The following is a 13,397-nucleotide window of genomic DNA, read 5'->3' on the forward strand; positions in this document are numbered from 1 at the left end:
ACCGGGGCTCACCTTGCTTCGTTGCTTTTGCATCCATCTCAACCACCCTCATCAAATTCGCTTACGTCTTATTGCCACGTCACGGCTTTCGCCGCCTTGCTACCAACCGCTTTTGCTAAAACGCCACACTGGCCCGGTAATAGAACACCCAGGGGTCAGCATTGAGCCAAGCTGGCGCGCTGAGTGGAAAGCCCACGCTGACATTGCCGATGAAGTGGCGGTAACGCTGCTCCCAGCCAATGGCTGTGCCTACCATGCCACGCCACTCATCACCCTGATTACCCATGTCCACCCGCCCCATATCCAGCGCCAGCCAAGTACGCCATTGGCCCAGCCAGGCCGGTGTCGCCCCTTGCCAGCTCGCTTCGTTGCGAAGGTATCCACCCACATCACCGCTGATACTCTGCTCCTTGAATCCTCGCACCGATGCCTCACCACCCAGTGACAAACGCTCCACGCCATAGAGCCGGTCCGGCGTCCACTGGGCGCTGAATGTCGAGAGCCATCCCCACCGCTCGCCCGCGGTGCTGTAGCTGCCAAACAGCCCCCACTTCTCAAACTGGGCCTGTGGCAACAGGGCTGAGCGACCACTGTCTTGGTCAGCACCGAACCAATCGGTGCCGAGGGTCAGCGCCGGGTTTAACGTGAAGAAGTGACGGTCTGCACGCGTCGCCAGATTGAGGCCTAGCCGCAAAGAGGAGAGCTGATAGCTGCTGGTTTCCAGCAACTGGCTCATGATGAAGTTGCGACTCTGGCGATGGGTAACACCCAGCACACCGGATACTTTGCTCTGCCCATCGCGATAGAGGGTTCGCGTAGCCGTACCTGTCGTGGTGCGCGTCTCACCCCGGCTTTCATAGACATAGCCACGAGAGACGATATCGTTGCGGTAATCACTGTATTGGTAGCCCGCATCAAACAACCAGAAGCCATAGGGCAGACTTAAACCGGCCTGCCAGTTGGTGGCATTGTGGCTCGCACGCCCATCCGTGCTGCTGCCTGCCAGCAGGGTCCACTGCTCGGCCAGTGACAGCAGGCTATCGGCAGTCAGCGAGAGTCGCCCCTGCTCCTCACCGGTACTCTGCTGACCACTGTTGTCGAACTCCAGCGCCCCTTGCAGGGGCACACCTTTGGCCCCTTTCAGATTGACCACGGACTGGCCGGGCGCACTACCCGGCTGGATATCAAGCTGATAGGAGAGCGAACGCAGGCGAGAAAGATGGTCCACCCCCTGCTCCAGGTCACGCAGATTGAGCACCTGCCCGACCAGTCCAGGAAAGAGCGTCCGCGTGATGGAATGAGATTCGCCATTGACCACAATGGCTTCGATACGTCCCTCAAGCACCGCAATAGTAAGCGTCCCCGTCGCCAAATCCTGCTCAGGTAAAAAGGCTCTGCTGGTGACGAAACCAGCTGACAAATACCACTGACTGATATCTCGGATAAGGGCATTGATATGGGAGAGCCCCATACAGCTATTGAGGTAGGGTGAGGAGAGCTGAACCTGCTGGTTAGCGGAAAGCTGGGTACTCCCCTCAAAATTGATTTGGCTCACCTCAAAACAGGGGCCTTGCGCTTGCGGCACCTGCTCGACTGGCTCTGCGGGCAGTGACAGTGGACGGGCAACTTCATCACGCTGACGGGCAGCCCCTTCCAGCAAGGCCCGCTGGCGCTGCTCAATCTCCTGCCGTTCGGCAGGGGAGGCAGCGAACGCGAATGACCCATGCAGTGTGCATAGCGCAAATAACAAAACGGTGCGCCAAACCAACGCTGGGCGCAAAGAAGAGAGGAGACACATTTATATTAACAACCCACCGCACTTATTATTTTTGATGCTTTGCAGGTTACCCTCACGCCTGTATCCCACAGTCATGAAGCCGCAACCTAGCTAGCCTGAACATTTATTTGGCTCCGATTAAATACACACTGAGCACAAAAAACAACCTGGAAAATATGCAAGGGTCACAAACGAGATAAATTCAGATAAATCTGACAAAAGGGTTAATATGCGGCGATATTATTGACAATTAAGGTATTAACATCGGATATAGCATCAGTACTCAGTTTGTGTCTGGTGATTTACCAACTGAATAAGCAGGAAGCGGCCAGATGGCCGCTTCCTGCTATGTTCTTTTTTTAGCGTTTCCTGACGGTTAATAACATCTTGCCAAACCAGTGTTCCGACAACTTCTGAGCCTGTTTGACTTCCGGTTTGGTCATCATGGCCTCCAGCTCATCACGGGCCTGCATGGCTTCAGGCATCCCTTCGGTGGCGGCCAATGAGAGCCAGGCATAGGCATGTATCCGGTTGCGCGGAGCCCCCAAGCCTTTTTCACGCAGTGTCCCCATCCGGTATTGGGCCATGCGGTCACCTTGCTGAGCGGCCAGGCGATACTGCTTGAGAGCCAGCGTGTAATCCTCTTTGCCACCTTGGCCCAAACGCAGCATTTCACCGTAGGCGTATTGCGCTACAGTGTGTCCCTGTTGAGCGGCCTTGGCATAACTGGCTCTGGCTTGCTCCAAAGCCCCTTGGTCCTGCTGTAGCTCCGCCAGTTCGAACAACGCCTTGGTTACGCCACCATCAGCAGCCTTCTCTAACCAGTAGCTCTGCTGCTCCCGGTCTACCTGCTGCAAGCTCAGTTGGTACTCAGCTTCGTGGGAGCCGTGTCCGGCTGCCAGCTCCAGCCAGTAACGCCCCAAAGCGGGATCTGCGGGGACTTGCTCCCCTGCCAGATATGCCATCCCTAGCCAGAGTTCAGCCTCGGCAGAGCCCGTATTGGCTGCGCGCTGATAGGCAGCGAAAGCATTAGAAGGAAGCGCCTGTTTAGCTTGCAGCAACCAGGCGTCCGGTTGCTGTTGGGCAGCGGCTTTATCATTCCAGCGCTGGGCAATATCCGGCCGTTTGGCAACCCCTTTTCCCATTTCATAGCGCTGACCCAGCAGGTACTGCGCATCACGGTTGCCCAGTTCTGCGGCCCGTTCTAGCCACTTGATGGCGTCCGTATCTGCACCCGGTTGCTTGCTGTACCACAGTGCCAGGACTAACTGCGCCTCGGCATGATCCCGCTTGGCGGCCTGCTCGAACCAGTCGAGGCATTCACTCACCAGTTTGCCTTGATGCTGCTCCTGGCACATCACGCCCAGTCGATAACTAGCATGGGTGTTGCCAAGCCGCGCAGAGCGTTGCCACCACTGGGTAGCGAGCGCCGGATTTTTGGGCTCACCGAGCCCAGCCTGATACCAGTCACCCACTTGCCACGCAGCGTTGGCGCGGATCTGCTGATCAGCGGCCAAAGGGCCAGACTGCTCTGCCGCTTGCTGCATCCAGTGCATGGCGTTGGGGTAATCTGGTTCGCTAGCCAGACGTTTAGCCAGCTCGTATTGGGCTCGGCCATCCCCCTGCTTTGCCGCTTGGGATAACTCGACGTCAGTGAGTGACTTAGTGGAAGAACAGGCTGCAAGCATACTGGCTGCCAGCGCCAGCCATAAGGCTCGGTGTGTCATGGGGAAAATCTTCGCAGAGTGAAAAAGTGATGGATGAGGCACTGCAGCCTTGCTGCCAGATCCATTCTGCCTCCCCAAACTACCACGGTTCATAATTGGTATTCTTTAAACCTCGATAGCTCGACTACCCGTTGCAAAAACCTTAGGTGGAATCGTGACTAACGCAGTCTCAAATTCTGTTTTAGAAAAAAGGCCGGTAGCTTTCTTTTTAACCAACTTCATGGTTCCAACGTTCGCTTGCCACTTTATAACCCAGCGCCCTCCGCTATAGACCATAAACGCAAACCCACACCTATTTTCACTCCCATTAATTATTCCGTAGTCATCGTATAGCATGTGTCCGACCATTCCATTACCAATCTCAGATGCCTGAAGAGTGTTATATTGCACTTCTTCTTTCCCGCCCTCTACATGCCTTACTCTGAGTGTTGTATCGTTAATTTTGTCTACCACTAAACAACACCCTGAAAAATCTGGGGTAAATACATAGTTAGGCTCACCATTCTCAGGGTTTGCAGGAATATCTACAAAGCCACCTTGGGGCGCCCAATAGGCATATTCCGCATGCTTTCTAGCACCTGCATTCACCCTTTCCCTCTGGTGAGTCAACTCTAACGAATAAAATTTACTCGCATCATTAAGAGTGTTCTCCGCGATGCTAAACATACATTTATCACCAGATAACATTGCCCCATCCAACAGCACCGCAGAAATAAACCCACTATTGATTTTATTGAGCGCATTCCCTATAGGAACATATGATACAGCATCAACTTTTTTCTCAATTAAACCCGTGCTGATGGAAACCGGAGCGCCCATTCCACGCGGAGGTATTTTCCATCTATTTTCATTGCTATCGGCTACCACTTCATCAATAGCTTCAATGCCACGGGGAACGAAGAAGTTGTTGCTGCGGAGCATGGTGTTGGCCTGAGCGTCGAGTGTGGCGTACTTGAGCTCCTTCGAGCTGAAGTCATGCATGAAGTAGTTGAAGAAAGCATCCACTTCACGTGGTACCCGTTGAGACTCGTTAAAGTACTTTACATATTTCGCGGCCTGTACAGTCTTGCTCTGGTAGCGTTGCCACATCACGATGTCATCGGCATCCTTTCCTACCTGCTCAAGCCAGCCCCAACGCTCCTTGAGTTCATCACGTTCGCTACCATTGGCCACTTTCAGGCGAGCACGGTAGTCGAACAGCTTTTCTCCCAGCCATGTGCAGTAACAAGTCATATGCCGTTCGAACCCAGCCGGAGTCGGGTCGACCCGACCGGCCCACTGCTGGTAATGGTCGCTAAAATCTTGCACGGAGCGTCCGGCCAGGTTGTCCAGCATAACGAAGTAGCTAGCCACATATGGATCATTTTTGTCCAGCGTACGGAAGTTAGGAAACGGCACCTGAGCCCGACGAGCGGTATCAAACATTTTTCTAAGCGGCACCCGGCAAAGCTCGGCACTGGGCCGCTGTTCGTTGGGCAGCAGACCTCCAGTAACATCTTCGCTGATGCCAGGGCAGAGCTCCTCCCGCCAACCTGACTTGAGCGGCCCAAGGGGCAGCAGTGGGCGATAGTCACGACGTTCATGGGCTGCCACCAGATGCAGGGCTCGCTTGACGGCTGGGTGAAGGGGCTTGTTATAGTCGATCACCTTGGCACCCGCCACCACGCCCAACGGCACACCAGCCGGATTCTTGGTCAACAGACCGGCCCAGTCAGACACCTCAGCGACGGTGTCCCCCATATCGAGCAGGCTACGCCGTGAACTGTCGAAGAAGCCCGCGAAGATCACCTCGACCTTGCTCTCCTCGTAGCGGTATTCGTTGCCCACCTTGGTACAGACTGACTCCAGCAGCTCCGCAATAAAGCGGCGGGCCAGCGCCGCCCCCAGATCGGCCCCGAAGACCGACACCTGAATCAACTTGATGGGAAGTTGGTTCTCTTTCTTGCTGAGCGCAATGTTTTCTTTGAATTTGTTCTTGGCAAAATCTACTCTGGCGTCCACCCCTGTCATCAGCAGGTCAGCGACCAACGGGTTATCCCGGATGGGAGCTACCGCTTCGACCAGTGCTCGCTTGGCCGCATTTTTGGCCGCTGAGACGGATGCCTCGAAACCACTCTTCAGGGTCAGCATATCGCCGAGCTTATTGGTCAGAACCTTGCTCCAATCCCCCTTGACGGCCTCGACCACAGTTTCTTTAGCCTGACCTTTCAAATCGTCAAGGTAATCGCCAGCCAACGCCTTCTGCCTTGCATCCAGAATGCTGTCCAGCCGCTCAGAAGTCATATCGTTGAGCTCTGTGCCCAAGCCGGGAATGTAAACCTTGGCGTATGAATAGGACGAGGTGAGTGCAGCATTGATTTTATCCGGATGGGCTCGAAACAGACGTCCCACATTGGTTAGCCGCTGGCTCTCTTCATCTGTATAGATATTCCGATTGGTTCCATCGAAGAAGAAACCAATCTGCAACGCCAGCGAGCAGGTGCCGATCCCCGCCTGATGCAGGCTCTCTTCTCGATCTACCCGGCACTGCAAGTCATCCCTATCCATCATCACTATTTCCTCGTCCGATAGGTATCAATCACGTCATTCATCACAGGCTCAGCCCACCCCCCCCATCGCACCATCACTTTGTTGTCGGGCAAAAAGAGGACATGAAAGTTATTCTGCCCCTTTTCCCGCTTGGGCATAGGTAAGGTTATCGAGTGCTTTTCAGGCCGCAGCCCTTCCTTATCCAATTGGTCTCGCGTGGTACTCAGCAACCAGTCGATTTTCACCGTATCGCCATCGATCTTATAGGGGCCAGCACTACCGCCCCCGCCAGCACTGACCCCGTCAAATGCAAACGTGTTGCTCCCCATCTTGCCATTGACATAGACGTAACTGATTGGGCGGTCGAGCACCGAATGGACGACGATAGAGGCCCCGCCATGTCGCTCCTGCAACAGAAACGTCCATCCCAGCCAGAGCACCAGCAAAATGGCACTCAGCCAGCGTCCCCAGCGGGGCATCAAGTTCCACGCAGCCGTGGCCATCGTGGAGATAAATCGTGTCAGATTTCTTTCTACTGTCATGCTTGTCTCTTTTGTTATTCCTGGGCCGAACGCTCAACCAGTGAGCAGGTCCCCGCCTGATGAAGGCTCTCTTCTCGATCAATACAGCACTTCTGGTCATCCCTAACCACCATCACTATTTCCTCGTCCGATAGGTATCAACAATGCTATCCAGCTCAACAGGGCAGCTATGGGCCCAGCGTACCATCGGGGTATTGTCAGGCAGCATCAGTACACAAAAATCATCCTGCCCCTTTTCCCGCTTGGGCATCGGTAGGGTGACAGAGTGCTTTTCAGGCCGCAGCCCTTCCTTGTCCAATTGGTTTCGCGTGGTACTCAGCAACCAGTCGATCTTCACCGTATCGCCATCGAGCCGATAGGGGCCTGCACGTCCGCCACCGCCGGCACCGAATCCATCAAACGCCAACGTGTTGCTCCCCATCTTGCTATTGACATAGACGTAACTGATGGGGCGATCGATCACCGACATGAGCACGATAGAGGCCCCGCCATGTCGCTCCTGTAACAGAAACGCCCATCCCAGCCAGAGCAGCAGCACAATGGCACTCAGCCCGCGTCCCCAGCGGGGCATCAAGTCCCAAGCCGCATTTATCATGGAAAGCCCCCATGAACTAGACATGATGTGCTCTTGCCTTATACCAGTTGATCACCTCGCCGACTCGCCGCAATTCATTGTTTTTCAACATGGCGAACACGCACAAAAAGGCGGCAGCACGCAACAAGTTGCACAGGGCGATAAATATAAACTCGGCAAGATAGATCAACTTCATCTTGGGATCATGAAGGTTCACCCAGCTATCGACACACTCCTGATATTTGAAGTCCAAGGAACCGACCTGCTCCTGATCCTGAATATCGGCACAGACCTCTTGGTTCTCTGCCTGCTTTCTTGCCTGCTGCAATCCATAGCCAGAAAGGGCGGAGCTAATATAGGTACTATCTAGCAGTAGAAATAGTGCAGCCAGAGCGATCACAACGTATGCACTGCGCCCCCTTGCCATCAGCCATAAACTGAGGATGAAGAGGGTGGCATAGAGCCAGCCCTCCCACGACAAGTTGTCTGGCCTCAAAGCCCATAAAATCTCATTGAACATGGGGCCTCCTTTTTAGCAGGACCAGCGACCCCATGATGATCACCATAAGGGTCACCCATTGGTAAATACTTTGACTGAGGGTAAAGAGTGCCCAGAAAGAAGGGATATATTTGGCTGAAAACAGAGCGTATATGCTGGGAAAGGCCATCAATAGCTGTAAACAGGATAACAGCCACAATCTGCGACTTCGCCTGGCGCAAAATGAAAAGCACAAAGCCAAGGTCAGCGAAACAAATACATATAAATCACTATAAAGGGACATAAATCTCTCTTTTCCTCTGACTAAGCGCAGCTCTGTTCAATCTCTTCATTGAGGGCTTTATTACCCCCCTCCAGCCATATCAGGGCCCAAAGTAGCCGGTCTGCCGCCGAGGCGCCGCGCTTATCTGCCTTGCCCAGGGCCTTGAGCGCCTGAGCAGTACGCAGGCAGGCTGGGAATTGCGAAAAGGTGTGCCCCTCCCGCCACTGATTTAGCAATCTGGGCAGATCCTTATCTCCCATCAGTGCAGCAAACAGGGGCTCGCTAAGCTGGATAGGCAACAGAGGCGCGACAATAGCTTCAATCTGATGCTCGGCCCAATTATCCTCACACTGCCATGTCCACCAACACTCTATTCCACCAAAGAGAGCGCCATACCAGGGCGCCTGACGCTCGGCCAGCATCAAAGGCAGCGCCTGCGCCGTATAGAAACGCAGTAATTGGCTATGCAGCCCCTTGGGCTCAACCACCATGCAGCCCATTGCCAGTTGCTGCTGGAGCTCATCCAGTGAACGCTGGCTGTGGATCAATCCCAGTACCAGCCCCTGTTCAGTCATTGACTCGAGTAAAGACGCAGAGGCTTGTTGGCAGCGCCAAAGCCAAGGGCCCAGGTTAATCAGTTCAAAAAGGTCGGGATGGATCAATAGCGGACGCAAAAATTCACTCTCGCTGGCTAACAGCCTCTCTCGTAATTCACCTTTCAGCTCTGCACCTTCGAACAATACATAGCAAGCATCATCAGACCACAACTTCTCAGGTAGCATCATTATTCCCCCTGTACGACAGCATCACCCTGTCTCATTGCCCGTAGCATGCAAGGGATGCAGACAGGTTTCTCCATAGGCGGAAGCGCCTTTAACAAGGCCTCTGCACTCGTCTGGGTGGCGATTTGTGGCACGATAGTGACATGTTCTGGAGACGGCTCAGATGCGACAGCTTTCGGTAATGAGGGGGCCTGTCCACCCCAGCCGGACCCATTACCAGGGCTACCGCCAGAGTTCATTTTGATGGTGGGGCCGACCAGGGTGACGCCGCTCGGGTCAACCTTCACAAAGCTGCCGCCAACTTTGAGGGTGATTTCAGCTCCAGCCTCCAGCACGACCTTTTGACCCGACTTGAAGTGAATTTCCTGACCCGCCTCCACCAATAGCGCCTGCGCGATTTTCTGGTGGAGCGATGCATCCATTGTGAGGGAGTAGTCAGCCTTGATGTGGTCGCGCTTCTCGCCTTCCACCGTCAGGTGGTCGTTGGCCTTGATGCGGGTGACCCGCTCGTTGTCGATATCGGTGTGCTGGTCGTGCTTGATGTGCCAAGCAGCGTCGTTCTCTATCAGCACATTCAGGTCTTTCTGACCGTGGATGTAAACCTCTTCCTGCCCCGCCTGGTCTTCAAAACGCAGCTCGTTAAAACCTTCCCCCTGGTGGGTCTCGGTGCGCAGCACGGTGCGCGTCTTGTTGGCGGGCAGCTCGTAAGGGGGGCGGTTGGTGGCATGGAAGGTGCGCCCCGTCACGATGGGCTGGTCAGGGTCGCCTTCCAAAAAGCTCACTATGACCTCATGGCCGATACGGGGGATGGCCATCATGCCGTACTGGCCACCGGCCCAACCCTGACTCACCCGTACCCAGCAGGAGCTCTGGTCGTTGCTCGAGCCGTAACGGTCCCACGGGAATTGCAGCTTCACCCGGCCATGCTCGTCGCAGTAAATCTCTTCCCCTTCAGGGCCCACCACGATGGCGATTTGTGGGCCATCCACCATCGGCTTGTGGGGGGCCTCGGGGCTGCCGATACGGGCACGCCAGGTGGTGCTCGCTTTCACTACGCCAAATTCGTTGTGGTAGACGGTCGGGCCGCTGCCCCCTTCCTCTTCCAGCGCCTGCGGCTGTTCACCGGTGTGGCGGATATGGACGATTTGCCAGTCGGTATTGAGGCTGCCGTTGGGGTGTTCGGTGAGTGAAAATGTCTGGCCCGGCAGCAGGGCTGCGCTGTTGGACTTGCCACTGCCGCTGACCGCGTCATTACGCAGCGCATCGAGCCGGTGCTGGGCAAACGCCTTGCCACTGCCGTCCTGCTTGTAGCGGCCCGGATAGTCAAAATGCTGGTAGGTATCCCGTTGGTGCTCCAGCTCTGCGCCCTGCTTTTTGTGAGATAGGCCATAAGCCGGGGTCTTGAAGCTGTAGTCCTTGAGCTCCACATCTGAAGGGCGCACTGACTCGCGGTAGTGGAACTGGCGAACATAGGCACCCTGTTCCAGCGAGCGGTTGCCGAGGTTGAAAAAGAGCTCGGGGCCAGCAGTCAATGCAGCCGCATCGTCGGCAAATACAATGCGATGTTTGCCTGCTTCAAACTCATGGAAGTAGAACAGCCCCTCTTCGGCGGCCAAACGGTTCAAGAAGTCGAGGTCGGTCTCGCGATACTGAACGCAGTATTCCCTTTGGGCATGCTCGTTTTTCAGGGCAAAGGCGTAGTCGGTGATGCCATGTTCTTGCAGCAAAATGGAGAGGATTTCGTCAGGCTTTTGCGCCTGAAATATGCGGGAGTTCTGGCGAAGGCCCAATCGCCACAGCGCCGGTTTGACTTCCAAGCTGTAACGGGTGCGGCGAAAGCCGCTATCCCCTTGCGCAAACTCGCTCACCACCCCGCACACTCTGCGCTGCAGCTCGCCGTGGTACCACACCAGCAGCTCGCAGGGCTGGTCCAGCACAGCGCCAAAGTCGATGTCCGGTTGGTGACTGGCGACGTCCAGTTTGAGGCTAAACGGGCTGTTCAAGCCCTCATCCAGTTTGAAGCTTGCGACCGCAAAGGTGTTGTCAGCCAAGGCGCCAACCTTGACGGTGAATTGTAATCCTGTGCTCTGTGCCATGACCTTGTTCCTTATCCTGCTTGCCCGCTGCCCGAACCAATCACCACGCCACCACAATCCACCGCTGTGCCGGTGATAGCGATGGGCTTGCCGTTCATCAATACCGAGCCCACACCACCGGCAATGCTGCGCGGGTGGGGCGGGTTATTCGGCTTGTCGTGCGGCGCCAGCGGGTCACCCTGACGAGCCACCGGCTTGCCATCGAGAAAAACATCAGGGCTGGCGGCTATCACCGGGGTCGGTGGAAAGCCATCGTGGTCGGTGCCAAGGTCACCAAGCAGTGCAATGGAGGGACACATAATTCAAACCTCTTGTGTGCTTTGCCATCACTCCGCTCTCACTACCACGACATCCATGTCTGGGCAGGGGGATGGCAAAACATAAAAGGCTCCGGTAGCCAAAGACTGACCGGAGAAACACGGGATAAAGGCCGGTGCACACCGGCCACAAGATACGAAACCTAATACAGGAAATAACGAAATCAGAACGTCAAGCTTATGCCTCGATAGGGGCGCGCCAGTCATCAGCACCAGAGGTACCGGCAACGGTGTGCTCCCAGTCAATCTTGCGGTAAGCCAGAGAGACCTGGATAAGCTGGGTGAAGTCGGATTTCGCCGGGTCTTGGCAGTGCGGCATCTGGCAGTCGATGTCAACGATGGTGGCATCGGTCAGCGCGGTAGAGAAGAAGTGCTCCTGCTTGCCCTCAACAGAGGTGCGATACCACTTCAGGGTCACTTTCGGCAGCATCTCGCCGGAAGCCAGGGAGTTGTACATCAGCGGCACAGCTTTGTTCAGCGCAACGGTGAACTTGAACGGCTTGTGGACACGCTGACCAGCAGGCTGACCGGATTGCGGGTCAGTCGGCACGGTGACAACGTGCTGGAACTCTTGTACCAGCATCTCATCTTCGTGACCTTGTACGAAGATGTTACCGACGGAGTCAGAGGTGAAGGCACCAGCGGTGATGTTGCCCTGGGTTTTACCTTCGATGCTGATATAACATGGAGTTGGCATGGGTATGCTCCTAAATAGGTGGGTTAAATGAGCTAGCACTCGACCAAACCCTTAGCAGTGACCATGCCAACTTTTCGTTTCATTATTTATCAATCACTTACCACCAATCCATAGCCTCAACCGCACAACCCTGAGCAAATCTTCGCTCAAACGGCGTACATATCTCAGCAAATATTGCTCAGGTAGTGATTTAACCTAATAGGTGGGCAATAAATTGCGCCAGTCAGAATTATTGACCATCCTCATCAACGTTCCCCACTAACGCAGCATCGATATTGAGCCGTACCAGCCCCTGCTTGAGCGCCCAGGATATCGCCTGGCTTTTATTGCTGGCTCCCAGCTTCTCGGCAATACGCTCCAGGTGAAAGGTCACCGTTCTAGGGGTGATGCCCAATATCTGGGCAATATCGCTCACCTGCTTCCCTTCTGCCGCCCACTGGCAGACCTCCAGCTCCCGCAGACTCAGCGCATCCCGAGGGGGTATATCGGACAAGCAGACCCGCACGACCGCCTCAAAGATGTGCACCGACAGCCAGCTCAAAAAGGGCGTGGCCGCCAGCCACTGGTGCTCAGTACGGGGTGTTCGGGTAATAAGTGAGAGCAACCCCACATGACCGTTGGCCCCATGCCAGGGGAAGGTGATGCCATCGCGCAATCCGGCCTCATGAGCCTGCAGCATTACCTCAAGCCCGTCAGTATCCTGTCGGTCGCAACATTCGGTGATGAGGTTGGCCCACAGGATAGGCGTACTCTGAGTCATCCCTTTGCGCACTACTGGGTCTACCGCAAAGAAGCGCTGCGCGTCATAGGTCTGCACCCACTCGGCTGGACAGCCATTAAAGATGCGCACCTCGGGGCGTTGGATAGAACTTGGAAAAATGAATCCCAGCCGAAAATGGTTAAAACCCATCTGCTGGCAGAGGGTGCGCAACAGCGTGACGATGGTGTGCTCGTCAGTTGCCGTATCGAACTGGGTGATGAGCGTCAGTGCGTCGGCAGTATTGAGGAAATGAAGCGGGGTAGTGGTCAAGCATTCAGCTTATAAGCGATAAACGTACTAAATATTACCAACAATCTCAGATGGCGCAATCTATCACCAGCTAATGATAGATAAGGCCGCATCGAGCGTTGATGCGGCCCAATATGTTCAGATGAGGAACTCGTCAAGTTGACGGCCTTGCTCCAGCTGCTCAGCCAGGAACTTGGGCGTGCGGCCCTGACCGGTCCAAGTTTTCTCTACGCCATTTTCAACATAACGGTATTTCGGGGGACGTGGCGCTCGTTTAACTTTAGCTGCAGTCGCTGCTGCCGGGGCGCAGCCAACCAACTCAGTGGGGTCAATACCAGCTTGAGCCAACATCGCTTGGAACTCAGCCAGCTTTTGCTGGTGCTCAGCTTGGGCTGCTTGTTCTTTCTCCGCCACCTCCAACCGCTCCAGATAAATCAGCTCGATTTTCTCATGGGCTTCTTTGAGTTGGTCCAGAGATAGCTCGCGTAGTGCGGCCCGCAGACTACGCACATTCAACAACACTTTTAGAAATTCGCTCATCGCTTTTCCTCAATCCATCACATCAATACACGAAAAAAAAACTATC

The 13,397-nt window shown here is 54.9% G+C and carries 12 protein-coding genes; all 12 read right to left on the bottom strand.

The annotated features are described in order from the left end of the window. Positions 1 to 115 precede the first annotated feature (115 nt). Positions 116 to 1,750: a ShlB/FhaC/HecB family hemolysin secretion/activation protein gene (locus WJM78_RS21640; RefSeq protein WP_339011970.1), complete on the bottom strand. Its 1,635-nt coding sequence runs from the start codon at positions 1,748 to 1,750 to the stop codon at positions 116 to 118. A 386-nt stretch (positions 1,751 to 2,136) separates the two neighbouring features. After that, positions 2,137 to 3,504, bottom strand: a complete 1,368-nt coding sequence (locus tag WJM78_RS21645; RefSeq protein WP_339011972.1) for an SEL1-like repeat protein — start codon at positions 3,502 to 3,504, stop codon at positions 2,137 to 2,139. Positions 3,505 to 3,609: 105 nt separating this feature from the next. Continuing rightward, positions 3,610 to 6,054 (bottom strand): hypothetical protein, encoded by a 2,445-nt coding sequence (locus WJM78_RS21650; protein ID WP_339011975.1) that lies wholly within the window; start codon positions 6,052 to 6,054, stop codon positions 3,610 to 3,612. A 2-nt stretch (positions 6,055 to 6,056) separates the two neighbouring features. Beyond that, positions 6,057 to 6,575 carry a DUF3304 domain-containing protein gene (locus WJM78_RS21655; RefSeq protein WP_339011977.1) on the bottom strand — a complete coding sequence of 173 codons (519 nt, stop codon included), beginning with the start codon at positions 6,573 to 6,575 and terminating at the stop codon, positions 6,057 to 6,059. A gap of 115 nt (positions 6,576 to 6,690) precedes the next feature. Next, complete coding sequence (locus WJM78_RS21660) at positions 6,691 to 7,194, bottom strand: hypothetical protein (RefSeq protein ID WP_339011980.1); 504 nt, start codon at positions 7,192 to 7,194, stop codon at positions 6,691 to 6,693. Continuing rightward, positions 7,187 to 7,669: a hypothetical protein gene (locus WJM78_RS21665; RefSeq protein WP_339011983.1), complete on the bottom strand. Its 483-nt coding sequence runs from the start codon at positions 7,667 to 7,669 to the stop codon at positions 7,187 to 7,189. The genes WJM78_RS21660 and WJM78_RS21665 overlap by 8 nt, the downstream gene beginning before the upstream one ends. Before the next feature lie 282 nt (positions 7,670 to 7,951). After that, entirely contained in the window at positions 7,952 to 8,695 is a 744-nt protein-coding gene (locus WJM78_RS21670; protein WP_339011986.1) for a DUF4123 domain-containing protein, read from the bottom strand. Beyond that, positions 8,695 to 10,788 (bottom strand): type VI secretion system tip protein VgrG, encoded by a 2,094-nt coding sequence (locus WJM78_RS21675; RefSeq protein ID WP_339011990.1) that lies wholly within the window; start codon positions 10,786 to 10,788, stop codon positions 8,695 to 8,697. The genes WJM78_RS21670 and WJM78_RS21675 overlap by 1 nt, the downstream gene beginning before the upstream one ends. 11 nt (positions 10,789 to 10,799) lie before the next feature. After that, complete coding sequence (locus WJM78_RS21680; protein ID WP_339011993.1) at positions 10,800 to 11,087, bottom strand: type VI secretion system PAAR protein; 288 nt, start codon at positions 11,085 to 11,087, stop codon at positions 10,800 to 10,802. A 196-nt stretch (positions 11,088 to 11,283) separates the two neighbouring features. Continuing rightward, on the bottom strand, positions 11,284 to 11,802 hold the full coding sequence (gene hcp1, locus WJM78_RS21685; protein ID WP_339011996.1) for a type VI secretion system effector Hcp1: 519 nt from the start codon (positions 11,800 to 11,802) through the stop codon (positions 11,284 to 11,286). Positions 11,803 to 12,031: 229 nt separating this feature from the next. Further along, the gene (locus WJM78_RS21690) at positions 12,032 to 12,832 is read right to left on the bottom strand and encodes a LuxR family transcriptional regulator (protein WP_339011998.1); all 801 of its coding nucleotides are present in this window, start codon (positions 12,830 to 12,832) and stop codon (positions 12,032 to 12,034) included. A 117-nt stretch (positions 12,833 to 12,949) separates the two neighbouring features. Further along, entirely contained in the window at positions 12,950 to 13,351 is a 402-nt protein-coding gene (locus tag WJM78_RS21695; protein ID WP_339012000.1) for an H-NS family nucleoid-associated regulatory protein, read from the bottom strand. Between the last annotated feature and the right edge of the window lie 46 nt (positions 13,352 to 13,397).

The organism is Aeromonas popoffii (assembly GCF_037818705.1).
Lineage (GTDB): Bacteria > Pseudomonadota > Gammaproteobacteria > Enterobacterales > Aeromonadaceae > Aeromonas > Aeromonas popoffii.

What these genes read in the sequence shown, in the direction of transcription:
- WJM78_RS21645 (WP_339011972.1), bottom strand. Translation starts at nt 3,504, where the DNA reads ATGACACACCGAGCCTTATGGCTGGCGCTGGCAGCCAGTATGCTTGCA.
- WJM78_RS21650 (WP_339011975.1), bottom strand. Translation starts at nt 6,054, where the DNA reads ATGATGGATAGGGATGACTTGCAGTGCCGGGTAGATCGAGAAGAGAGC.
- WJM78_RS21655 (WP_339011977.1), bottom strand. Translation starts at nt 6,575, where the DNA reads ATGACAGTAGAAAGAAATCTGACACGATTTATCTCCACGATGGCCACG.
- WJM78_RS21660 (WP_339011980.1), bottom strand. Translation starts at nt 7,194, where the DNA reads ATGTCTAGTTCATGGGGGCTTTCCATGATAAATGCGGCTTGGGACTTG.
- WJM78_RS21665 (WP_339011983.1), bottom strand. Translation starts at nt 7,669, where the DNA reads ATGTTCAATGAGATTTTATGGGCTTTGAGGCCAGACAACTTGTCGTGG.
- WJM78_RS21670 (WP_339011986.1), bottom strand. Translation starts at nt 8,695, where the DNA reads ATGATGCTACCTGAGAAGTTGTGGTCTGATGATGCTTGCTATGTATTG.
- WJM78_RS21675 (WP_339011990.1), bottom strand. Translation starts at nt 10,788, where the DNA reads ATGGCACAGAGCACAGGATTACAATTCACCGTCAAGGTTGGCGCCTTG.
- WJM78_RS21680 (WP_339011993.1), bottom strand. Translation starts at nt 11,087, where the DNA reads ATGTGTCCCTCCATTGCACTGCTTGGTGACCTTGGCACCGACCACGAT.
- hcp1 (WP_339011996.1), bottom strand. Translation starts at nt 11,802, where the DNA reads ATGCCAACTCCATGTTATATCAGCATCGAAGGTAAAACCCAGGGCAAC.
- WJM78_RS21695 (WP_339012000.1), bottom strand. Translation starts at nt 13,351, where the DNA reads ATGAGCGAATTTCTAAAAGTGTTGTTGAATGTGCGTAGTCTGCGGGCC.